22 protein-coding genes are annotated in these 22,197 nt (G+C 72.4%); 13 read left to right on the top strand and 9 right to left on the bottom strand.

Annotated features, from left to right (window positions below; all coding sequences use genetic code 11):
- The first annotated feature begins 15 nt into the window (after window positions 1-15).
- The 8 genes from ybeY to ACGFT2_RS19415 all read left to right on the top strand — a co-directional run bounded on the left by ybeY (window position 16) and on the right by ACGFT2_RS19415 (window position 6,997).
- Complete coding sequence (ybeY, locus tag ACGFT2_RS19450; RefSeq protein WP_353599991.1) at window positions 16-513, top strand: rRNA maturation RNase YbeY; 498 nt, start codon at window positions 16-18, stop codon at window positions 511-513.
- A gap of 9 nt (window positions 514-522) precedes the next feature.
- Window positions 523-1,824 carry a hemolysin family protein gene (locus tag ACGFT2_RS19445; protein WP_393279547.1) on the top strand — a complete coding sequence of 434 codons (1,302 nt, stop codon included), beginning with the start codon at window positions 523-525 and terminating at the stop codon, window positions 1,822-1,824.
- Window positions 1,821-2,180, top strand: coding sequence for an MmcQ/YjbR family DNA-binding protein (locus ACGFT2_RS19440; RefSeq protein ID WP_393279545.1), 360 nt, complete (start codon window positions 1,821-1,823; stop codon window positions 2,178-2,180). Before ACGFT2_RS19445 ends, ACGFT2_RS19440 begins: the two co-directional genes overlap by 4 nt.
- A 75-nt stretch (window positions 2,181-2,255) precedes the next feature.
- Window positions 2,256-3,275, top strand: coding sequence for a S66 peptidase family protein (locus ACGFT2_RS19435; protein ID WP_393279542.1), 1,020 nt, complete (start codon window positions 2,256-2,258; stop codon window positions 3,273-3,275).
- A 63-nt stretch (window positions 3,276-3,338) separates the two neighbouring features.
- Entirely contained in the window at window positions 3,339-3,692 is a 354-nt protein-coding gene (locus ACGFT2_RS19430; RefSeq protein WP_393279538.1) for a cytidine deaminase, read from the top strand.
- Between the two features lie 209 nt (window positions 3,693-3,901).
- The gene (locus ACGFT2_RS19425) at window positions 3,902-4,378 is read left to right on the top strand and encodes a hypothetical protein (RefSeq protein ID WP_393279536.1); all 477 of its coding nucleotides are present in this window, start codon (window positions 3,902-3,904) and stop codon (window positions 4,376-4,378) included.
- A gap of 143 nt (window positions 4,379-4,521) precedes the next feature.
- Window positions 4,522-5,850 carry a beta-xylosidase gene (locus ACGFT2_RS19420; protein WP_393279532.1) on the top strand — a complete coding sequence of 443 codons (1,329 nt, stop codon included), beginning with the start codon at window positions 4,522-4,524 and terminating at the stop codon, window positions 5,848-5,850.
- Between the two features lie 121 nt (window positions 5,851-5,971).
- Window positions 5,972-6,997: a WxL protein peptidoglycan domain-containing protein gene (locus tag ACGFT2_RS19415; protein WP_393279530.1), complete on the top strand. Its 1,026-nt coding sequence runs from the start codon at window positions 5,972-5,974 to the stop codon at window positions 6,995-6,997.
- Here the strand turns inward: ACGFT2_RS19415 and ACGFT2_RS19410 are convergent.
- Window positions 6,891-7,229 carry a P-II family nitrogen regulator gene (locus tag ACGFT2_RS19410; RefSeq protein WP_393279527.1) on the bottom strand — a complete coding sequence of 113 codons (339 nt, stop codon included), beginning with the start codon at window positions 7,227-7,229 and terminating at the stop codon, window positions 6,891-6,893. The two genes, ACGFT2_RS19415 and ACGFT2_RS19410, sit on opposite strands and share 107 nt — an antisense overlap.
- Window positions 7,226-8,536, bottom strand: a complete 1,311-nt coding sequence (locus ACGFT2_RS19405) for an ammonium transporter (RefSeq protein ID WP_393279524.1) — start codon at window positions 8,534-8,536, stop codon at window positions 7,226-7,228. Before ACGFT2_RS19405 ends, ACGFT2_RS19410 begins: the two co-directional genes overlap by 4 nt.
- A gap of 176 nt (window positions 8,537-8,712) precedes the next feature.
- Here ACGFT2_RS19405 and era point away from each other — a divergent pair, with 176 nt between their 5' ends.
- Window positions 8,713-9,666, top strand: coding sequence for a GTPase Era (gene era / locus ACGFT2_RS19400; protein WP_393279521.1), 954 nt, complete (start codon window positions 8,713-8,715; stop codon window positions 9,664-9,666).
- Window positions 9,667-9,771: 105 nt separating this feature from the next.
- Here era and ACGFT2_RS19395 read toward each other — a convergent pair whose 3' ends face one another.
- Window positions 9,772-11,085, bottom strand: coding sequence for a GH1 family beta-glucosidase (locus ACGFT2_RS19395; protein WP_393279518.1), 1,314 nt, complete (start codon window positions 11,083-11,085; stop codon window positions 9,772-9,774).
- Window positions 11,086-11,302: 217 nt separating this feature from the next.
- Between ACGFT2_RS19395 and ACGFT2_RS19390 the strand changes: the two genes are divergently transcribed.
- Window positions 11,303-11,506, top strand: coding sequence for a hypothetical protein (locus ACGFT2_RS19390; protein ID WP_393279516.1), 204 nt, complete (start codon window positions 11,303-11,305; stop codon window positions 11,504-11,506).
- Between the two features lie 101 nt (window positions 11,507-11,607).
- Here the strand turns inward: ACGFT2_RS19390 and ACGFT2_RS19385 are convergent, their stop codons facing one another.
- Window positions 11,608-11,874 carry a protealysin inhibitor emfourin gene (locus ACGFT2_RS19385; RefSeq protein WP_393279513.1) on the bottom strand — a complete coding sequence of 89 codons (267 nt, stop codon included), beginning with the start codon at window positions 11,872-11,874 and terminating at the stop codon, window positions 11,608-11,610.
- A 21-nt stretch (window positions 11,875-11,895) separates the two neighbouring features.
- Window positions 11,896-12,966 (bottom strand): M4 family metallopeptidase, encoded by a 1,071-nt coding sequence (locus ACGFT2_RS19380; protein ID WP_393279510.1) that lies wholly within the window; start codon window positions 12,964-12,966, stop codon window positions 11,896-11,898.
- A gap of 321 nt (window positions 12,967-13,287) precedes the next feature.
- Here ACGFT2_RS19380 and leuA point away from each other — a divergent pair, with 321 nt between their 5' ends.
- The 3 genes from leuA (at window position 13,288) to ACGFT2_RS19365 (ending at window position 17,317) form a co-directional block, all read left to right on the top strand.
- Window positions 13,288-15,009, top strand: a complete 1,722-nt coding sequence (leuA, locus tag ACGFT2_RS19375) for a 2-isopropylmalate synthase (RefSeq protein WP_393279507.1) — start codon at window positions 13,288-13,290, stop codon at window positions 15,007-15,009.
- Window positions 15,010-15,193: 184 nt separating this feature from the next.
- Window positions 15,194-15,889 carry a TerB family tellurite resistance protein gene (locus ACGFT2_RS19370; RefSeq protein ID WP_393279504.1) on the top strand — a complete coding sequence of 232 codons (696 nt, stop codon included), beginning with the start codon at window positions 15,194-15,196 and terminating at the stop codon, window positions 15,887-15,889.
- Between the two features lie 207 nt (window positions 15,890-16,096).
- The gene (locus ACGFT2_RS19365) at window positions 16,097-17,317 is read left to right on the top strand and encodes an exo-alpha-sialidase (protein ID WP_393279501.1); all 1,221 of its coding nucleotides are present in this window, start codon (window positions 16,097-16,099) and stop codon (window positions 17,315-17,317) included.
- A 22-nt stretch (window positions 17,318-17,339) separates the two neighbouring features.
- On the opposite strand, the gene ACGFT2_RS19360 is transcribed toward ACGFT2_RS19365, so the two are convergent.
- Genes ACGFT2_RS19360 through ACGFT2_RS19345 form a run of 4 tightly spaced genes read right to left on the bottom strand, consistent with a single transcriptional unit; the run spans window position 17,340 to window position 22,194 of the window.
- The gene (locus ACGFT2_RS19360; RefSeq protein WP_393279498.1) at window positions 17,340-18,266 is read right to left on the bottom strand and encodes a dihydrodipicolinate synthase family protein; all 927 of its coding nucleotides are present in this window, start codon (window positions 18,264-18,266) and stop codon (window positions 17,340-17,342) included.
- Window positions 18,267-19,265 (bottom strand): oligopeptide/dipeptide ABC transporter ATP-binding protein, encoded by a 999-nt coding sequence (locus tag ACGFT2_RS19355; RefSeq protein WP_393279495.1) that lies wholly within the window; start codon window positions 19,263-19,265, stop codon window positions 18,267-18,269.
- Window positions 19,262-21,238: a dipeptide/oligopeptide/nickel ABC transporter permease/ATP-binding protein gene (locus tag ACGFT2_RS19350; RefSeq protein ID WP_393279492.1), complete on the bottom strand. Its 1,977-nt coding sequence runs from the start codon at window positions 21,236-21,238 to the stop codon at window positions 19,262-19,264. The genes ACGFT2_RS19355 and ACGFT2_RS19350 overlap by 4 nt, the downstream gene beginning before the upstream one ends.
- Complete coding sequence (locus ACGFT2_RS19345; protein WP_393279489.1) at window positions 21,238-22,194, bottom strand: ABC transporter permease; 957 nt, start codon at window positions 22,192-22,194, stop codon at window positions 21,238-21,240. Before ACGFT2_RS19345 ends, ACGFT2_RS19350 begins: the two co-directional genes overlap by 1 nt.
- Window positions 22,195-22,197: the final 3 nt, after the last annotated feature.

Genomic DNA, 22,197 nt, shown 5'->3' with positions numbered 1-22,197 from the left:
AGACACGGCAACACCATGTCGATCGACGTCAACAACGAGTCCGGCACCGAGGTGGACGAGCAGGCGATCCTCGACATCGCCCGCTACGCCCTCGCTCGGATGCGCATCCACCCGCTCTCCGAGCTGTCGGTGATCGTCGTGGACGCCGACGCCATGGAGCAGCTGCACATCCAGTGGATGGACCTGCCGGGTCCGACGGATGTCATGTCCTTCCCGATGGACGAGCTGCGACCGCCCGGCAAGGACGAGGAGGAGCCGCCGCAGGGGCTCCTCGGCGACATCGTGCTGTGCCCGGAGGTCGCCGCCAAACAGGGGGCCGAGGCGGACACGCAGCACTCCATGGACGAGGAGCTGCAGCTGCTCACCGTCCACGGAGTGCTGCACCTGCTCGGGTACGACCACGAGGAGCCCGACGAGAAGGCCGAGATGTTCGGGCTCCAGGCCGCCATCGTGGACGGGTGGCGGGGCGAGCGCGGCCTGACCGGGCCGTCCCCGGCGCCGACCGTCTCGTAAGCGGCCGGCATGTCCGTGCAGATCGTGATCGGCGCGATCGCGCTGGTCGTCGTCGCCTGGCTCGCCGCCTGCGCGGAGGCGGGCCTCGCGCGCGTCTCCAGCTTCCGCGCCGAGGAGGCCGCGAAGTCCGGCCGGCGGGGCAGCGCCAAGCTGGCCCAGATCGCCGCCGACCCCACCCGCTATCTGAACGTGGCCCTGCTGGTCCGCGTCACCTGCGAGATGGCGGCCGCGGCCCTGGTCACCTACGCCTGCCTGCAGGAGTTCGAGGAGACCTGGCAGGCCCTGCTCGTCGCCATCGGCGTGATGGTCCTGGTGTCGTACGTCGCGGTCGGCGTCTCCCCGCGCACCATCGGCCGCCAGCACCCGCTGAACACCGCCACGGTGGCGGCGTACGTGCTGCTGCCGCTGGCCCGGATCATGGGCCCCATCCCCTCCCTGCTGATCCTCATCGGCAACGCCCTCACACCCGGCAAGGGTTTCCGGCGCGGTCCGTTCGCCTCCGAGGCGGAGCTGCGCGCGCTGGTCGACCTCGCCGAGAAGGAGTCCCTGATCGAGGACGAGGAGCGCCGGATGGTGCACTCCGTCTTCGAGCTGGGCGACACGCTGGTGCGCGAGGTGATGGTCCCGCGGACCGACCTGGTCGTCATCGAGCGGTACAAGACCATCCGGCAGGCCCTCACCCTCGCCCTGCGCTCCGGGTTCTCCCGCATCCCGGTCACCGGGGAGAGCGAGGACGACATCGTCGGGATCGTGTACCTGAAGGACCTGGTCCGCAAGACGCACATCAGCCGGGAGGCCGAGGGCGACCTGGTGTCCACGGCCATGCGCCCGGCCGTCTTCGTGCCCGACACCAAGAACGCCGGCGATCTGCTGCGCGAGATGCAGAAGGACCGCAATCACGTCGCCGTCGTGATCGACGAGTACGGCGGCACCGCCGGCATCGTCACCATCGAGGACATCCTGGAGGAGATCGTCGGCGAGATCACCGACGAGTACGACCGGGAACTCCCGCCCGTCGAGGACCTCGGCGACGAGCGGTACCGGGTCACCGCCCGCCTCGACATCACCGACCTCGGTGAGCTGTACGGCCTCGAGGAGTACGACGACGAGGACGTGGAGACGGTCGGCGGACTGCTCGCCAAGGCCCTCGGCCGGGTGCCCATCGCCGGTGCCTCCGCCGTGGTCGAACTGCCCGACGAGCGCCGGCTGAGGCTGACGGCGGAGGCCGCGGCCGGACGCCGGAACAAGATCGTCACGGTGCTGGTGGAGCCGGTCGCCGGACCGGCCACCGAGGAGGAGAAGCCCGAGTGACCCCGAAGGAGCTGCGCGCCCTCTGCCTGTCGTTCAACGCGGCCGTGGAGGACTTTCCGTTCAACCCGGAGACCTCGGTCTTCAAGGTGCTGGGCAAGATGTTCGCCCTGACGAACCTGGACGCGCGGCCCCTGACGGTCAACCTCAAGTGCGATCCGGACGACGCGGTCCGGCTGCGCGGCGACCACGAGGGGCTGATCGTCCCCGGCTGGCACATGAACAAGCGGCACTGGAACACCGTCACGGCCGGCGGCGGCCTCCCGGACCGGCTGGTCCGCGAGCTGGTCGAGGACTCCTACGACCTCGTCGTCGCGGGTCTGCCACGGACCGAGCGGCTGCGGCTGGACCGGCCGTGACCGTCGAGCGGCCGTGGCCGGACCGGCCGTAAACGCGTTGCCGGGACCCACCGCCCCCCTGCGACAATCCGCCGCATGACTGTCCGATACCCGCGCCCCCTGCGCCCCGGTGACCGTGTCGGTGTGACCTCCCCGTCCAGCGGCGTGGCCGAGCCCCTCCGGGGGCGGCTCGACGTCGCGATCCGGGAGCTCGAGTCGCGCGGGTACGAGGTCGTCGTCGGCCGGTGCATGGACGGCTCGACCCACATCAGCGCCCCGGCCGCCGAGCGCGCCGCCGAGCTGACCGCGATGCTGACCGACCCGGCGATCCGGGCCGTGGTGCCTCCGTGGGGCGGGGAGACCGCGATCGACCTGCTGCCGCTGCTGGACTTCGAGCGGATCGGGCGGGCCGAGCCGACCTGGCTCGTCGGCTACTCCGACATGTCCACCCTGAACACCCCGCTGACCCTGCTCGCCGGTGTCGCGACCGTGCACGGCAACAACCTCATGGACACCCCCTACCGGACGCCCGAGGGGCTGGTGTCCTGGCTGGACGTCGTCACCGCGGCCCGGGGTGAAACGTTCACCCAGACGCCGCCCGGCCGGCACCGCTCCGGCGGCTACGACGACTGGGTCCGGCACCCGGGCGTCCGGGATCTCACCCTGGACGCCGAGGGCACCTGGACCCGCCTCGACGGCACCGGTGACGTGGACGTCGAGGGCCGGCTGATCGGCGGATGCGTCGAGACCCTCGCCAACCTCGCCGGCACCCCGTACCTGAGCACCTCGTCCTTCGCCGGTGACGAGGGCCTGCTGGTGTACGTCGAGGCCTGCGAGGACAACGCGTTCACCATCTGCCGCAATCTGCACGGCATGCGCCTCGCCGGATTCTTCGACCGCGCGGCCGCCGTCCTGGTGGGCCGCACCCACGCCCCCGACAGCCGCACGCTCAGCCAGCACGCGGCCGTGCTCGACGCCCTCGGCCCCCTCGGCGTACCGATCGTGGCCGACGTGGAGTGCGGGCATGTCGCGCCCTGCATGCCGCTGGTGAACGGCGCGCGCGGGCGGCTGCGCCACACGGCCGCGCGCAGCGATATCACTCAGACCCTGGACTGACCGCGGCGGGCCCGGTGGACCCCGTCGCGGGATGAGCGGGCGCCGGCTTCGTATGCTCTGGACATGACCGACAGCAGCGCGCTTGACCCCGAGGACCGCAAGATCGTCACCCTGGCCCGTTCCGCACGGGCCCGCAACGCCGTGCCCGAGGGTGCGGCCGTACGGGACGAGACGGGGCGTACGTACGTCGCCGGGACGGTGGGACTTCCTTCGCTGCGGCTGAGCGCCCTGCGGACCGCGGTGGCGATGGCCGTGGCCTCCGGCGCGCGGTCCCTGGAGGCGGCGGCGGTCGTCAGTGACGCGGAGGCGGTACCGGCCGAGGACCTGGCCGCCGTGGCCGACCTCGGGGGCGCGGGGACGCCCGTGCTGCTCGCCGGTGCCGACGGAACGGTCCGGCTCACCGTCTCCGCCGGCTGAGCCTGCTCCGGCCGACCGAAAGGTCGGCCGGAATTCAACCTTGCCGGGGTCCTGGTCCCGCGCGTCAATGAAGCCGTAACTCCCGACGACCCGTCAGATCCGCACCGCCGTACCGGGTGCCCGCATCCACCCGCCCGGCCTGCCGTTCGTCGGCGCACCTTCCGACCATCCCCACATGGCATCCCCACAGGGAAGGGAAGCGGATCCCCATGAGAGGCAAGCGCACGGCAACGGGTGCGGCACTGGCCGCCGGGGCCCTCGCGGTCACCGGTCTCGCCTTCGCGCCCACAGCGGCCGCCGTCACCCCCCAGACGGCGACCATCACCGCGAGCTGCGGCGTCTTCGGCGGCGGTGCGGCCACGCTCACCGCCACGCAGAGCGGCACCTCGGCCACCCTCACCCTCACCTCCTCCGCGATCACCGCGCCGATCGCGGTGGCCCAGGACTCGATCACCTCCACCCTCGCCATGGCCAGGGCGGGCGGCGGCACGGTCGTGTTCAGCGGGACGAAGAACCCGGCCATGAACAGCGGCACACCGGTCAGCGTCGGTCCGCTCAGCGGCACCGTCGCGACCGGGGACAGCCTGGACGCGTACGGCGGTTCGCTGAAGATGGTGATCTTCGGGATCACCGTGACCTGCAAGGCGAACGGTCCGCAGTCGCCCGGCCCCTTCGTCTTCAGCTGAGCGATCTGTTCCGGATGCCGCAGAAACTGATGATCCGTCAGCTTTCTGCGGCATCTCCATTGACTTCTCACCCCCGCTCCACATCAATGCCCCCTGTCGGCGCAGATGAGCCGCTGCGCCCGCAACCCTCAGGAGGGGGCCCCATGGGTTCGACACCCCGAAGATCCCGACGGTGGCGCTGGGCGTCGCTGCTCGGGGCGACCGCGCTCGCGGTCACCGCGGGCGGCGCGCTGGCCTGTCCGGCCGGCGCCGCCGGCGCGAACGTGGACTTCGCCACGCACTGCATTCCGCCCGCCGTCTCCGGTCTGCCGCCGATCGACGGCACCACCACCGCGAGCGTGTCGGTGGACAACGCCAGCCCGAAGGTCGGCGACACGGTCACCGTGACCTACACCGTGGTCACGGCCGCCGCCGGCAACCCCACCGACCTGGCCCTGCCGGCCGACATCATGACCCCGACCGGCAAGGTCACCCTCGGCGGCGCCCAGACCGGCGGCGTCACCGTGGCCGGACCGAAGAAGAACCCGCCGGTGCCGGGCAAGGCCGCCTTCCCGACCTTCTCCATGACCGGCACGTTCACCGTCACCAAGGCCGGGCAGATCACCCTCTCGCCCGGCGACTACAACATCCACACCAGCTACATCCTGGAGCTGGACACCCCCTGCACGGTCACCCACCCACCCGCCCCGGTCTCCCAGACCATCACGGCGACCGACGGCACCCCGGCCAACACCCGTGCCATCTCGCTGGGTTCCGCCTCCGGTGACGTGGGCGCCGCCGTCACCGTCAGCGGCAGCAACTTCACACCCGGCGCGACCGTCACCCTGGCCGGCCGGGCCGGCGACACCCAGACCGCGGACACCGCCACCGTGACCGCGAACGCCCAGGGAGCCTTCAGCGGTTCACTGGTCGTCGACGACAAGACCACCACCGGCATCGTGGCCTACGAGGGCGGCTCCTGGAACGCGGACAAGGGCGCCGGCCCCGCGGCCTACGTGGTCAACGACGACACGCCCGTCCCGGACGGCAGTCAGAAGCTGACCACCACCGTCAAGGCGGGCACCCTGTCCATGTCCCAGGCCGGGGACTCCGTCGCGCTGTCGGCGGTCGACTTCGGCAAGGGCGGGGCCTCGACCGGCGCCCTGCAGACGGTGACCGTCAAGGACTTCCGCGGCGGCCCCGCGGGCTGGTCCCTGACCGGCAAGGTCACCGACCTCACCGGTCCCGGCGCCAAGATCGACGCGGGCAGGCTGAGCTGGACCCCGGCCTGCGCGACCGCGCCGGGCAGCCCCAGCACCTGCAAGGCGGGTTCGGCGGGCGCCGTGGGCGGCTCGGGGGCGACCCTGGCGTCGACCCCGGACGGCACGGTGACCGGCGGTGAGTTCACCGTCGACGCCGGACTCTCCCTCGACGTACCGGCGTTCACGCCTCCGGGCTCCTACTCCGGCGTCCTGACCCTCACCCTCACCTGACCCGCACCCGCACCCTCACCTGACCCGCACCCCGACACCGGTGGCCGGGCGCCCCGCCCCACGACCGGGGCCGCACCCGCCCGACCGCCACCACCGACGAGCCCATGGGGGGTCCGCACCCATGCGCAAGCCGTACGTCCTCCTCCTGAGCCTGCTCCCGCTCCTCCTCGGCACCCTCGGTGTCCTCGCCACCCCCGCGCGGGCCGCCGACAACGGCAGCTGGTCCGTGTACCCGGTCGCCTCGCAGGTCGCCGCGCGCCCCTACTTCTACCTCTCGGCCGACCCCGGTCAGACCCTCACCGACAAGGTCGCCGTCCAGAACAAGACCGGCCGTCCGCTCACCTTCCGGCTCTACGCGGCCGACGCCTACAACACCGCCCGGGACGGCGGCTTCGCCGTGCGCACGCTCAAGGAACGCATGAGCGGGGTGGGTGCCTGGGCGAAGCCCGCGAAGTCCCGGATCACCGTGCCCGGCCACCGGACCGTCACCGTGCCCTTCACCCTGCGCGTCCCCGAGGGGGCCGGACCCGGCGACCACCCCGGCGCCGTCGTCGCGCTGGACGAGCGCGTCCGCCCCGGCAGCGGGAAGCTCGCGCTCGGGGTGCGGCGGGCCGTCGGCGCCCGGGTCTACCTCCGGGTCGGCGGCCCCACGCTCCCCGCGCTCTCCGTCGAGCAGGTGCGGATCGGCCATCACCAGCCCCTGATGCCGGGTCTCGGCGACAGTGTGGCGACCATCTCCTACACCCTGCGCAACACCGGCAACGTCACCGTGCACCCCGAGGTCGAGCTGAAGGCGCGCGGGCTGTTCGGGCGTACGCTGCTGAGCCGCGAGCTGACCCGGGTGCCCTCCGAGCTGCTGCCCGGACAGCGGGTGCGGCTCACCGAGGCCTGGCCCGGGGCGCCCCAGCTCGACCGGGCCGAGGTGACGCTGACCGCGCGCGCACCGGGCACCCGCCAGTCGGCGGGCGCCTCCTTCCTGGCACTGCCCTGGCTGCTCGCGACCCTCGTCCTCGCCGCCGCGGTGGCCGGGGGCCTGCTGGTCAGAGCGCGTCGGGGCCGCGCTCGCCGGTCCGCACCCGAACGACCGTCTCCACCGGAACGGCCCACACCTTCCCGTCCCCGATCTTCCCCGTCCGCGCGGCCCTGACGACCGCGTCGATCACGCCGTCCGCCACCGCGTCCTCCACCACGACCTCGATACGCGCCTTCGGCACCAGGTCGACCCGGTACTCGGCGCCGCGGTACACCTCGGTGTGCCCGCGCTGCCGGCCGTAGCCACTCGCCTCGGTCACGGTCAGACCGTGCACACCCAGTTCCTGCAGAGCGGTCTTGACCTCGTCGAGACGGTACGGCTTGATGATCGCGGTGATGAGCTTCATGACTGCGTCTCGACCTTCTGGGCGGCGTGGAGGACGGAGTGGGAGACCGGGGCGCCATGGCCCAGGACTCCGTGATCGTAGGCCGTCTCGGCGTGCACCGTGAGATCCAGCCCGGTGTGCTCCTGCTCCTCGCTCGCGCGCAGGCCCATCGCCTTGTCGATCAGCTTGCCGAGGCCGTACGTCACCGCGAACGCGTACCCCCCGACGACGGCCACGGCGAGCAGCTGCCGGCCGAGCGGGGCGAGCCCGCCGCCGTGGAACAGGCCCTCCGCGCCACCTGTCATCGACCGGACGGCGAACAGGCCGATCAGCAGGGTGCCGATCACACCGCCGACCAGGTGGACGCCGACGACGTCCAGGGAGTCGTCGTAGTTCAGCCTGAACTTCCAGCTCACGGCGTAGGAGCAGACGACGCCGGCGGCGAGGCCGACGACCAGCGCCCCGAGCAGCGAGACCGTGCCGCACGCCGGGGTGATCGCGACCAGGCCGGCCACCGCGCCGGAGACCGCACCCAGGGTGGTCGGGTGGCCGTCGCGCCGCTGCTCGACGAAGAGCCAGCCGAGCAGCCCGGTGCAGCCGGCGGCCAGGGTGTTGAGGAAGGCGGCCGCCGCGAGGCCGTTCGCGCCGAGCGCGGAGCCCGCGTTGAAGCCGAACCAGCCGAACCAGAGCAGACCGGCGCCGAGGACCACCATGGGCAGGTTGTGCGGGCGCATGGAGTCCTTCTTGAAGCCCAGCCGGGGGCCCAGGACCAGGCACAGGGCGAGCCCGGAGGCGCCGGAGGTGATCTCGACCGGCAGCCCGCCCGCGAAGTCGAGCGCGCCGAGCCCGTCCAGGATCCAGCCACCCGGACCCCACACCCAGTGCGCCACGGGAACGTATACGAGGAGCGTCCACAGGGGCACGAGGACCAGCCAGGCCGAGAACCTCGTCCGGTCGGCGACGGCACCGCTGACCAGGGCGGCCGTGATGATCGCGAAGGTCAGCTGGAAGGTGGCGAAGAGGAGGGTGGGCACCGTGCCGTGCACGCTGTCCGGGCCGATGCCGCGCAGGCCGGCGTGGTCCAGATCGCCGACGAGTCCCGCGAAGGCGTCGTCGCCGAAGGCCAGCGAGTAGCCGGCCACCAGCCACACCACCGTGACCAGGGCGATCGACACGAAGCTCATCATCAGCATGTTGAGGACGCTCTTCGTGCGGACCATGCCGCCGTAGAACAGGGCGAGGCCGGGGGTCATCAGCAGGACGAGGGCGGTGGCGGCGAGCAGCCAGGCGGTGTCGCCGGTGTCGACGTGGGCTGCGGCGAGGGTCACGGGCGTCTCCAGCGGTGTGGGGGCTCGTCAGAGGCTCACGGGCGTGCGTTTCCGGTCGCGTACAGGTGTGTTTCCGTGACGTTTCGTTGCGTGGGGGTTTCGCGGAGGGCCACCGCCCGGGAGCCGGTCGGGCGGCTGGTGCGGCGTGGTCCCGTGGATCAGGGACAATGAACGCCATGAGCGTTCGTACCCCGTCATCCCAAGAGCCGGCCGAGTCCGTCCACCGCGCCGGCTTCGCCTGCTTCGTGGGCCGCCCCAACGCGGGCAAGTCCACCCTCACGAACGCTCTGGTCGGGCAGAAGGTGGCGATCACAGCGAACCAGCCGCAGACCACGCGGCACACGGTGCGCGGGATCGTGCACCGCCCCGACGCGCAGCTGATCCTGGTGGACACCCCGGGGCTGCACAAGCCGCGCACGCTGCTCGGCGAGCGGCTCAACGACGTCGTCCGCACGACCTGGGCCGAGGTCGACGTGATCGGCTTCTGCCTCCCGGCGAACGAGAAGCTCGGCCCCGGTGACCGGTTCATCGCCAAGGAGCTGGCCGGGATCAAGAAGTCCCCGAAGGTCGCCATCATCACGAAGACCGACCTCGTGGACTCCAGGGCCCTCGCCGAGCAGCTGATCGCCGTCGACCAGCTGGGCAAGGACCTGGGCATCGAGTGGGCGCAGATCGTGCCGGTGTCGGCGGTGGGCGCCAAGCAGGTCGACCTGCTGGCGGACCTGCTGATCCCGCTGCTGCCCGAGGGTCCGGCCCTCTACCCCGAGGGCGACCTCACGGACGAGCCCGAGCAGGTCATGATCGCGGAACTGATCCGCGAGGCCGCGCTGGAAGGTGTCCGGGACGAGCTGCCGCACTCCATCGCCGTGGTCGTGGAGGAGATGCTCCCGCGCGAGGACCGTCCGGCGGACAAGCCGCTGCTGGACATCCACGCCAACGTCTACATCGAGCGGCCCAGCCAGAAGGGCATCATCATCGGCCCCAAGGGCAAGCGGCTGAAGGATGTCGGCATCAAGTCCCGCAAGCAGATCGAGGCGCTGCTGGGTACGCCGGTCTTCCTGGACCTGCACGTGAAGGTGGCCAAGGACTGGCAGCGCGACCCGAAGCAGCTGCGCAAGCTGGGCTTCTGAGCGTCGCCGCCCTCCCACCCGACTCGGCCGGCCGAACGGCAACCGCCACGGTGCCCCGCCCCGGACCCCCGCCCTGACTGCCCCGCCCCCCGGCCTGTGCCGCGGTCATCTCTGTGCCCGCAGCACCTCCCGGAACCAGTGGTAGGAGGCCTTCGGGGTGCGCTGGAGGGTGTCGTAGTCCACGTGCACCAGACCGAACCGGCGCGCGTACCCCTCCGCCCACTCGAAGTTGTCCAGCAGGGACCACACGAAGTAGCCGCGCACGTCCACCCCGGCTGCCAGCGCCGCGTGCAGGGCACGGAGATGGGCGTCCAGGTAGGCGATGCGGTCCTGGTCGTCGACGCCCTCGTAGGAGCAGCCGTTCTCGGTGATGACGATCGGCGGGAGCCGGTCGCCGTAGCGCTCGCGGAACCCGCACAGCAGCTCGGTGAGGCCCTCGGGGACCACCGGCCAGCCGAAGTCGGTCACCGGACTCCCCTCGATCTCCCGCATGGAGAACGGCAGTTCCGCCGGCAGCGTGAGCCCGCCGTACTCGGCGTCGCCGCTTCCCGGAGCCCCGACCCTGGACGGCGCGTAGTAGTTGACGCCGTACCAGTCGACCGGCTCGGCGATGACCGACAGGTCCTCCCGTACGTCCCCGGGCATCAGCTCGGCCACGCCGTCCGGGTACGCGCCGAGGATCACCGGCTCGGCGAACAGCCGGTTGAGCAGCAGGTCGTAGAAGCCCGCCGCCTCCACGTCGGCCTGTTCCGCCGAGGCGGCCCGGACCGGGCCGTGGGAGTTGGCGATGCCGATGTCCCTCGCCCCTGCCGCGCGCAGGGCGCGTACCGCGAGCCCGTGCGCGAGGAGCTGGTGGTGGGCGACCGGGAGGGCGTCGAAGAGGAGCCGCTTGCCGGGGGCGTGCACGCCGAGCGCGTGCCCGAGGAGGGTGTGCTCCGCCGGCTCGTTGAGGGTGATCCACTTCGTCACCCGGTCGCCGAGGCGGCCGGCGACGACGGACACGTGGTCGGCGAACCGGTCCGCGGTGTCCCGTTCCAGCCAGTCCAGCGAGGCCGGCAGGTCCCAGTGGAAGAGGGTCGGGACCGGCTGTACCCCCGCCGCGCACAGCTCGTCCACGAGGCGGTCGTAGAAGTCCAGGCCGCCGGGGGAGTTCACCCTGGGCCAGGAGACCGAGAAGCGGTAGGCCTCCACGCCGAGGCCGGCGAGGAGGGCCACGTCCTCGGGGTAGCGGTGGTAGTGGTCGCAGGACACCGCGGCCGTCGAACCGTCCTTGACCCGCCCCGGCTCGGCCGTGAACACGTCCCACACGGACGGCTCGCGCTTTTCGGCCGCCCCCTCGATCTGGTGGGCCGAGGTCGAGACCCCCCACAGGAAGCCGTCCGGGAAGCGGGGCATCGGATCGCTCGCGTCGGTCGCCATGGCCGGGATCATCCTCACCCCCGGTGAGCGAAGTCAACGCCCTTACGGCAAGAGCCCGTTGGAGGTGAGTGCCGGGACCGTCGGAGGCTCGACGGGTGCCCGCGGCCGGGATGTCACCGGAGGTTCGCTCCGGTCCGAAACGGCCTGCCGGGCCGGCGACGGCTCCTATAGTGAGGGCCACCGATCCGGCTGTGCGGGGAATCTCTCAGGGGGTCTCATGGCGAAGGTCACCATCAGCCTGGACAGCGATCTGGCCATCGAGGTCATGCTTCTGGCCGGCACCGGGAGTCCGCAGGACGCCGTCGAGCTGATCGTCCGGGACTACCTCGCGCGAGGTCGTCGCACCGAGGCTCGTACCGGTGACGCCGCCGACCACGACCGCCTCGCCGACCGGCGGTCGGCGCCGGAGGAGGGCCGTTGAGCACCGCGGCAGGAGACCGGCGCGCCGGCCCGTGGCCGGCGTCCGCCGGGCGGACGGTGACACGCGTGGAGAGGCTCTGACCGCGGCCTTCCGCAACACCTTCAGGCCCCCTCCTTCAGCACTCGTGTGATCAACGCCCGTTCGTCCTCGGTCAGCCGGGGGTCGGCCGTGTGCACCGTGCGGCCGTCCACCGTGATCTCGTAGTGGAAGCCGTCGGGCACCCCGGCCGTGGGCGTGCGGCCGGCGGAGGCCAGCGCGCGTTCGGCCAGGGTCTGCCACTCGTGGGCGTCGGGCCGGCCCGAGGTGTCCACCTCGGCCCGGCGCTCGATGCCCGCGAAGCCGCCCGTGCGCCGTACTCGAATACGCATGGGTCCCTGTGTAGTACGGAATTACAGCGTGCGCACCCCCACCTGTTCCCAGGCCTTCTGCACGCCCTGCAGTTCGTCCCCGGCGCCGAACCGCTCCCGCGCCGCCTTCACCGTCAGTCCGGCGAAGTCGGTGAACTGGGCGTCGGCCGCCAGCTCGCCACCCGTCAGCACGTCGTACCAGACCTGGCCGGCCTTCTCCCAGGCGTAGCCGCCGAGGGCGGTGGCGGCCAGGTAGAAGGCGTGGTTCGGGATACCGGAGTTGATGTGCACGCCGCCGTTGTCGCGGCCGGTGCGGACATAGTGCTCCATCGTCGCCGGCTGCGGGTCCTTGCCGAGCACGTCGTCGTCGTAGGCCGTGCCCGGGGCCTTCATCGAGCGCAGCGCGGTGCCGGTGACGCGCGGGGCGAGGAGCCCCGCGCCGATCAGCCAGTCGGCGTCGGCTGCGGTCTGACCGAGCGTGTACTGCTTGATCAGTGAGCCGAAGACGTCGGAGACCGACTCGTTGAGCGCGCCGGACTGACCGAAGTAGGCCAGGTTGGCGGTGTGCTGGGTGACGCCGTGGGTCAGCTCGTGGCCGATGACGTCCACCGGGATGGTGAAGTCGAGGAACACCTCGTTGTCGCCGTCGCCGAACACCATCTGCTCGCCGTTCCAGAAGGCGTTGTCGTAGCCCTCGCCGAAGTGCACGGTGGCGTCCAGCGGCAGCCCGTCGTCGTCGATGGAATGCCGGCCGTACGCCTTCAGGTACAGCTCGAAGGTGGCGCCGAGGCCCGCGTAGGCGCGGTTGACGCTGGCGTCGGGCCCGGCGTCGGAGCCTTCCGCGCGGACCTCGGTGCCGGGCAGGTCCTGGGTGTGCGCGGCGTCGTAGACGGTGCGGTGCGGCCGGTCGGCGGCGGCCCCGGCGGGCGCGGCGACGGAGGGCGCACCGATCACCGTGGTCAGGCGGCGCTTCGTGCGCTGGTAGGCGTCGTGCTCCAGGGACCGGCGGGCCGGACCGGCGAGCGCCGGGTCCTCGGCCTGGGCGAGCTTGTCGAGGACGTGCGGCGGCACGATCGTGCAGAAGACGGGCTGGGAGCCCCCGTTGGTCGTCATGCCGGGCACCATTGCACTGAGTGACACGGATGTCACTAGCTGCCACCATGATTGGTGAAATACCGGGACAGGGGACGCCACGCTCCGTGACGATGTGGTACGGCGCACTTTTTGCACCTTTTGCTCCACCGGTCCCGCATACTGGAACGCGTCCCCGCGTCCGGGGGCGGCTCGGCTAGGCTGCGAGGCATCATGCGTTTCGGGCTGCTCCTTCTTAGCTGCCGCGGCGAGGGCCTGTAGTCGAGGCCGACCCCCTCCCCGCGGAGCTTGGCGTTGCGTCGTCGGCCGTCCTTCCGGACCCCCTGAGGAGCCTTACGCATCATGGCCAACCGCCAGCAGCCCAGTTCCCTGCCGATCCACAAGTACGGCCGCTACGACCAGGTCGACATCCCGGACCGCACCTGGCCCGAGAAGCGGATCACCACCGCTCCCCGCTGGCTCTCCACCGACCTGCGTGACGGCAACCAGTCCCTGATCGACCCGATGTCGCCCGAGCGCAAGCGCCGGATGTTCGACCAGCTGGTCAAGATGGGCTACAAGGAGATCGAGGTCGGCTTCCCCGCCTCCGGTCAGACCGACTTCGACTTCGTGCGCTCGATCATCGAGGAAGAGGGCGCGATCCCGGAGGACGTGACCATCTCCGTGCTGACCCAGGCCCGCGAGGACCTGATCGAGCGGACCGTGGAGTCCCTGAAGGGCGCCCGCCGGGCCACCGTCCACCTGTACAACGCCACCGCCCCCGTCTTCCGCCGGGTCGTCTTCCGCGGCTCCAAGGACGACATCAAGCAGATCGCCGTCGACGGCACCCGCCTGGTGATGGAGTACGCCGAGAAACTGCTGGGCCCGGAGACGGAGTTCGGCTACCAGTACAGCCCCGAGATCTTCACCGACACCGAGCTGGACTTCGCGCTGGAGGTCTGCGAGGCGGTGATGGACGTCTACCAGCCGGGCCCGGGCCGCGAGATCATCCTCAACCTGCCCGCCACCGTGGAGCGTTCGACCCCGTCCACGCACGCGGACCGCTTCGAGTGGATGCACCGCAACCTCTCCCGCCGCGAGTACGTCTGCCTGTCCGTCCACCCGCACAACGACCGCGGTACGGCCGTGGCGGCGGCCGAGCTGGCGCTGATGGCCGGCGCCGACCGCATCGAGGGCTGCCTGTTCGGGCAGGGCGAGCGCACCGGCAACGTCGACCTGGTCACCCTGGGCATGAACCTCTTCTCCCAGGGCGTCGACCCGCAGATCGACTTCTCCGACATCGACGAGATCCGTCGCACGTGGGAGTACTGCAACCAGATGGAGGTCCACCCGCGCCACCCGTACGTGGGCGACCTGGTCTACACGTCCTTCTCCGGCTCCCACCAGGACGCCATCAAGAAGGGCTTCGACGCGATGGAGGCCGACGCGAAGGCCAAGGGCGTCACGGTCGACGACATCGAGTGGGCGGTGCCGTACCTGCCGATCGACCCCAAGGACGTCGGCCGCTCCTACGAGGCCGTCATCCGGGTCAACTCCCAGTCCGGTAAGGGCGGTGTCTCCTACGTCCTGAAGAACGACCACAAGCTGGAGCTGCCCCGCCGGATGCAGATCGAGTTCTCGAAGATCATCCAGGCGAAGACGGACGCCGACGGCGGCGAGATCACGCCGAAGGACATCTGGGCGGTCTTCCAGGACGAGTACCTGCCGAACCCGCGGAACCCCTGGGGCCGCATCCAGGTCCGCACCGGCCAGTCGACGACGGACACGGACGGGGTCGACACCCTCACCGTCGAGGCGACCGTCGACGGCGAGGACACCGTCCTGACCGGCTCCGGCAACGGTCCGATCTCGGCCTTCTTCGACGCCCTGCAGTCCCTCGGCATCGACGTACGCCTGCTGGACTACCAGGAGCACACGATGAGCGAGGGCGCCTCCGCGCAGGCCGCCTCCTACATCGAATGCGCGATCGACGACAAGATCCTGTGGGGTATCGGCATCGATGCGAACACGACGCGTGCGTCGCTGAAGGCGGTCGTCTCCGCCGTCAACCGCGCGACCCGCTGACCCCTCTGACCGGTGGTTTCGACGCCCCGGCCGCCGGAACACGGCGGCCGGGGCCCGTCGTTTCTCGGCCATCGCGCCCCCGAGGTCACGGAAAGGTCTCTTACGGGGTACTGACTCAGCCTCCGTGATGTGGCTAACATCACGCCAGTGCGGCGATGTTGCCGTGCGGTTACGGAGGTGCGACGTGCTGCCAGTACGGGGACGAGACGGCCGTGCCGCCAGGGCTGCGTGCATCCTGGGCACCCGCACCGCGTGGACACCCGTGGGAGACGGCGAGTTCTTCTGCCCCGGCTGCGGTGGCGACCGCAACTACCAGCGGCTCACCGGGCGCCGCCGCCTCACCGTGCTCGGCGTGCCCGTGCTGTCGCGCGGGGCGACCGGACCGGTCGTGGAGTGCGCCGCCTGCCGCCGGCACTTCGGCACCGACGTCCTCGACCATCCCACCACCCGCCGGTTCTCGGCGATGCTCCGCGACGCCGTGCACACCGTCGCGCTCGCCGTGCTCGCCGCGGGCGGCACCTGCTCCCGCACGGCCCTGGAGACGGCCGCCTGCGTGGTCCGCGGGGCCGGCTTCGACGGCTGCACCGAGGACCAGCTGGCCGAGCTGGTCGAGGCCCTCGCCGCCGACACCGGCCGGGTCTTCGAGCAGCCCTGCGGGGCCGGCCTGACGATAGAGCTGCACGAGGCCCTGGACCCGCTCGCCCCGCACCTGGCCACGCCCGGCCGCGAGTCCCTGCTGCTGCAGGCCGCCCGCATCGCCCTGGCCGACGGCCCCTACACCCCCGCCGAACGCGACGCGCTCAGCACGATCGGCGCGGCCCTCACGATCTGCGCCGACGACGTGACCCGCCTCCTGGCCGCGGCCCGCACCCCGTCCTGACCCGCCTGCCGGTCGCGGCCCGCACGCCGTCCTGACCCGCCTGCCGGTCGCGGTCCGCACGCCGTCCTGACCCGCCTGCCGGTCGCGGTCCGCACGCCGTCCTGACCCGCGCCGTGGTGCCGCGGGCGGTCCCGGCGCCGTGACCTGACCCGGTTCGTCCTCGTTCGTCATGAGTCGGGACCGGTGATCGCGGGGAGACATGAACGGGTGACACCGCTGAACCGCTCCCTCCTCGCCGCCCTCGCCCTGCTCACCTCGCTCACCGCCCGCGCACCCGCACCCGCGCACGCCGTGTCCGGCTGCGTCTCCTCCGTGCCGTACGCGTCCGGACAGGGCGGCTACGCCGCCTACCGCATCCCCGCCACCGTGCGGACCCGGCACGGCACGGTGCTGGCCTTCGCCGAGGGCCGGCACGACGGCGCGGGCGACACCGGCGACATCGACGTCGTGGTGCGCCGCTCCACCGACGGCGGCTGCACCTGGGGCCGGCTGACGGTGGTGGCCGCGGGCCGGGGGCACACCCGGGGCAACCCGGCGCCGGTCGTCGACCCGCTCACCGGCGCGGTGGTGCTGGTGACCTGCGCCAACGCCGGGACCGTGACGGAAGCGCAGATCATGCGCGGCGAGGTCGCGCCCGAGCTGGGCCGCCGGGTCTTCGTGCAGCGCAGCTGGGACGACGGCCGCCACTTCACCCCACCGGCGGACATCACGGACCAGGTGAAGCCGCCGGACTGGCGCTGGTACGCGACCGGCCCCGGACACGCCGTCGCCCTCACCCGGGGCCCGCACGCCGGCCGGCTCCTCGTCCCCGCCAACCACTCCGCCGCCCCGCCCGCGGGCTCCCCGGACACCGGGCGGGAACCCAGGTACTACGGCGGCCACGCCCTGTACAGCGACGACGGCGGCCGCACCTGGCACCTCGGCTTCGTGGACGCGGACTACGACGGCGCGGCCAACGCCAACGAGTCCAGCGCGGCCCAACTCCCCGACGGCCGCCTGTACGTCAGTTCCCGCGACCAGAACGGCCGGGCGCCCGGCAACCGCCTCGACACCTACTCCGGCGACGGCGGCCGCTCCCTGGACCGCCCCTACGCCGTCCAGCCCACCCTGAACGAGGTCCCGGTGGTCGAGGGGAGCGTCCTGCAACCCTCCGCGCCCGGCGCCCCCCTGCTCTTCTCCGGCCCGTCCGTGCCGGACGCCCGCCGGGCGATGGCGCTCTGGTCCAGCACGGACGCCGGCCGCACCTTCAGCAGACTGCTCACCCTCTCGGACCGGCCGGCCGCCTACTCCGACCTGGTCCAGCTGGCCGACGGCACGGTCGGCATCCTCTACGAGACCGGCGCCACCGGCCCCTACGACACCATCGAGTTCCGCAGACTGCGCCTGCCCCGGCTGGACCCGGTCACTACCTCGGTGACGTTCGGCTGACCGCCGGCCGGCCGCCGAGCACCTAGAGCAGCCCGGCCGCCGCCAGCAACTTGCCGACCCGTTCGACCTCCTCGCCGGACAGCGGTACCTGCGGCTCGGCCGTCACCGGGCAGTCGATGATCCCGCGCAGGTGCAGCGCCGCCTTGAACGCGCCGAGCGCCGAGGAACCGCCGCCCATCCGGGCCGGGTCGGCGACGCCGGTGATGCCGAACAGCGCGCACAGCCGCTCCTGCTCGGCCCGCGCGCTCTCCCGGTCGCCCGCCCGGCACTGCCGGTAGAGGCGGACGTAGCCGTGCGGGTCGACGTTGGCCAGGCCCGGCACCGCCCCGTCGGCGCCCAGCTCCAGGGCGGCGTCGGTGATCAGCTCGGAGCCGGTCAGGACGCTGAACCCGGCGTGCGCACGGGCGCCCACGACGAGCTCCCGGAACGCCGCCAGATCCCCGCTGGAGTCCTTGATCCCGGCCAGGACGCCGTCTCCGGCGAGCCCCAGCACCAGGTCGGCGGGGAGCTTGGTGTGCACCGCGACGGGGATGTCGTAGGCGATCACCGGGACCGGGCTGGCGGCCGCGATCCGGCGGTAGTGGTGGACGATCTCCGCGCGGTGGGTGCGGGCGTAGAAGGGGGCGGTGACGACGACGGCGCCCGCGCCGGCCGCGCCGACCGCCGAGACGTGCTCCAGTACGCGCGGAGTGGTCATGTCGATCGCACCGGCGAGCACGGGCAGCTGCCCGCCCACGTGCCCGGTGACGGCCTGCACGACCTGAGTGCGCTGCCGGTCCGTCAGGAAGGCGGCCTCCGAGGTCGAGCCGAGCAGGAACAGCCCGTGCACCCCCGCCTCCACCAGATGGTCGACCAGCCGGAGCAGCGAGCGCACGTCCACCTCGCGCTCCGGCGTCAGGGGTGTGCAGACGGGCGGGACGACACCGGTGAGAGGGGTGGGGAAGGTCATTCAGGGCTCCTGGCGCGCTAGGTCTCGGGTCGGCTGGTCCTCCTCCACAGGATGGTGACAGCGGTAGCGGTGTCCGGGCCGTGACGCGGCCGTGAAGTCCGGCATCGACCCGGCGCACACCTCGTCCGCCTTCCAGCAGCGGGTGCGGAACGGGCAGCCGCTCGGCGGGCGGGTCGCCGAGGGCACCGGCCCGGTCAGCGGGATCGGCTCGACGGGGTCCAGCAGGCCGGGCGTCGCCGAGAACAGGGCACGGGTGTACGGGTGCCGGGCGCTGTCGGTGACCCGGCCGGCCGGGGTCTCCTCCACGATCCGGCCCAGGTACATGGTGATCACCCGGTCGCTCATCCGCCGGACCGTCTGGATGTCGTGCGAGACGAAGACCAGGGCCAGCCCGAGGCGCTCCTTCAGATCGAGCAGCAGATTGAGGATCTGCGCGCGGACCGAGACGTCCAGGGCGCTGGTCGGCTCGTCGGCGACGACCAGCGCGGGGTCCAGGGCGAGGGCGCGGGCGATGGCGACGCGCTGCCGCTGCCCGCCCGACAGCTGCCCGGGCAGCGCGTCGGCGAGGGCCCGGGGCAGCCCCACGAGGGCCATCAGCTCATCGACCCGGTCCTCCCGTTCGGGCTTCGTGCCGCGCCGGTGCACGTCGAGCGGGTCGCGCAGGATGCGCCGCACCGGCAGCCGGCGGTTCAGGGCTGTCGACGGGTCCTGGAAGATCAGGCCGGTGCCCGCGCCGACCGTGGCCCGGCGCTCGGCGGGCGGCATCGCCCACAGGTCCCGGCCCTTGAACGACACCGTCCCCGCGGTCGGCCGCTGGATTCCGACCAGCACCTTCGCCAGGGTCGACTTGCCGCACCCGGACTCGCCGACCACGCCGACCGTCTCGCCGGGGGCCACGCGGAGACCGGCTCCGGTGAGCGCGTACACCCGGTCGCGGGTGAACAGACCGCCGCCGCGGGCCTTGTGGACGACGTGGGCGTCCCGCACCTCCACGATCATTGCAGGGCCTCCTCGCTCGCCGCGGACGTCGGCTCCACCGCCGGGTGATGACAGGCGGCCGTGTGCGCCGGGGTGCCCGCGAGGACCGGGGCGGTCGCGTGGCAGACCTCGGTGGCGAGCGGGCAGCGGTCGGCGAACCGGCAGCCCGCCGGGAAGTCGGCCGGGGCCGGTACGACCCCCTTGATCTGCGTCATCCGTTCCTCGGCCGACTCCAGCGAGAGCACGCTGCCGAGCAGCCCGCGCGTGTAGTGGTGGGCCGGGGCCGCCACCAGGTCGGCCGTCACCCCGCTCTCCACGATCTGCCCGCCGTACATCACCACCACCCGGTCGGTGACGTCGGCGACCAGCGCCAGATCGTGCGAGACGAGGACCAGCGCGAATCCCAGCTCCGCGCGCAGCCCCAGCAGCAGCTCCATGACCTGGGCCTGCACGGTGACGTCCAGGGCGGTCGTCGGCTCGTCGGCGATGATCAGCCGCGGGTCGCGGGAGAGCGCCATGGCGATGAGCACCCGCTGCCGCTGGCCGCCGGAGAGTTCGTGCGGGTAGCTGCGCAGGGTGCGCTCCGGGTCGAGGCCGACCAGCGCCAGCAGTTCCCGCGGGCCGCGCCGGCCGCCCCGCCGTACGAGCTGCTTCAGCTGGGCGCGGACGGTCATGGCCGGGTTCAGCGAGGACAGGGCGTCCTGGTAGACCATCGCCATCTCGTGCCCGAGCAGCCGGCGCCGCACCCGCATCGGCTCGGCGAGCAGGTCGCGCTGCCCGAAGCGCACCTGGCCGCGGATCCGGGCACCCTGGGGCTGCAGTCCCATGACGGTCAGCGCGGTCAGCGACTTGCCGCAGCCCGACTCGCCCACCAGGCCCAGCACCTCACCGGGGTGCACGTCGAAGCTGACGCCGTCGACGATGTCCACGCCCCGGTGCCGGCCGGGGAAGCCGATGGCGAGGTTCTCCACGGCGAGCACCGGCTGTCCGTCCCGGTCGGGCAGTGGCCGGGCCCGGGCGCGCAGCCGCCGGGCGGCCTCGGCCAGCCCGGGGAGCCGCAGCACCTCGCCGCCGCCCGCCCGCGGGGTCTGCAGCCGGTCCGCCGGCGCCTCGACCTCCCGGGGGGCGGGCGCGGCCCAGGCGTCCGAGACGCCCTCGGAGAGGATGTTCAGCGACAGCACGGTGAACAGGATCAGCAGGCCGGGGAAGACGGTCGCCCACCAGCCGCCGGTCAGCACCATGTTCTTGCCGTCGGCGATGACACTGCCCCAGGACGGGTCCGGGGGCCGCACGCCCGCGCCGATGAAGGACAGCGACGCCTCGAAGACGATGGCCTCGGCGACCTGGACCGTGCAGAACACGAGCACCGGGGCGGCACAGTTGACGGCCACGTGCCGCAGCACGATGTGCGGGGTGCGGGCGCCGATGACCCGCTCGGCGGTGACGTAGTCCTCGCCGTACTGGTCCAGCACGTTGGCCCGCACGACCCGGGCGACGGGCGGGGTGAACAGGAAGGCGATGGCGCAGATCAGCACGCCGATCCCGCCGCCGAACACGGCCACCAGCACGGCCGCTAGCGCGATGCCAGGGAACGCCATCACCACGTCCAGGCAGCGCATCAGCGTCTCGTCCACCGCCTTGCGGGAGGTGGCCGCCAGCGCCCCGACCAGCGCACCGGCGACCAGGGCGAGCGCGGTCGCCCCGAGCCCGATGGCCAGCGACCAGCGGGCGCCGTGCATCAGCCGGCTGAGGACGTCCCGGCCGAGGCTGTCCTGCCCCATCCAGTGGGCGGCGGACGGGTGCCCGCTGCCGCCGACCGGGTCCTGCTGGTCGAGCGGGTCGTCCGGGGCGAGCACCGGGGCGAGTACGGCGACCAGGACGACCAGGGCCAGGAAGCAGACGGCGGCCTTCGACGGCAGCGGCAGCCGGCGCCATCCCCGGAGCCGGACGCCGGGGCGGGAGAGCCGCTCGGTGAGGCTCGCGCGCGTGACCATCAGGCCGCCCTCAGACGTGGGTTGACGAGCAGGTAGAGGATGTCGATGACGAGGTTGACGACCACGAACCCGGTCGCCGTGGTGAGGACGACGCCCTGGACGACGGCCGGGTCGCCGTTCTGCACGGCGTCGATCATCAGCTTGCCCATGCCGGGCAGGGAGAAGATCGTCTCGATGACGACCGCACCGCCCAGCAGATAGCCGACCCGCAGGCCGAGCACGGTCAGGGGGTTGACCAGGGCGTTCCTGAGGACGTTGCGGCCGACCACCACCCGGGGCGGCAGCCCGCCGCCGATCGCCGTACGGACGTAGTCCTTGTCCAGCTCCTCCACCACCGACGTCCGCACGATCCGGGTCAGCTGCGCGGCCACCGGCAGGGAGAGGGCGAGGGCGGGCAGGGCCATGGTCTGCAGCCACCCGGTGACGGAGTCGGCCGGGTTGATGTAACCCCCGGTCGGGAACCAGCCCCGGTCCACCGCGAGGTACTGGATCATCAGCAGCGCCAGCCAGAACCCGGGCGCGGCGACCCCGACCAGCGAGACGACCCGGATGGCCTGGTCCGGCAGCCGGTCCCGGTACACGGCCGCCGTGACCCCGCCGGCCAGCGCCAGCACCACCGCGATGCCGAGCCCCAGGAAGGTCAGCTGCAGGGTGAGCGGCAGCGCGGTGGTGACCTGGTCGACCACGGGGGCGCGGGTCAGGGCGCTGGTGCCGAGGTCGCCGTGGAGCACGTGGCCGACGAAGTGGACGTAGCGCACCGGCAGCGGATCCAGCAGTCCGTTGCGCTCCCTGAAGTCGTGCAGCTGCCGGGGGGTCGGATTGGCGCCCTGGAAGAACGCGGACGCCGGGTCCACGTCGGAGAAGCGCATCACCAGGAACACGAACAGCACGATCCCGAGCAGCAGCGGCACGAGCAGCGCGACCCGGCGCAGCAGGATCCGTACGACGGCCGTCATGCC

Source organism: Streptomyces sp. NPDC048514, assembly GCF_043199955.1.
Taxonomy (GTDB): domain Bacteria; phylum Actinomycetota; class Actinomycetes; order Streptomycetales; family Streptomycetaceae; genus Streptomyces.
Note: the sequence above shows the minus strand (reverse complement) of the source record. Positions and strands in the feature narration are given on the sequence as shown.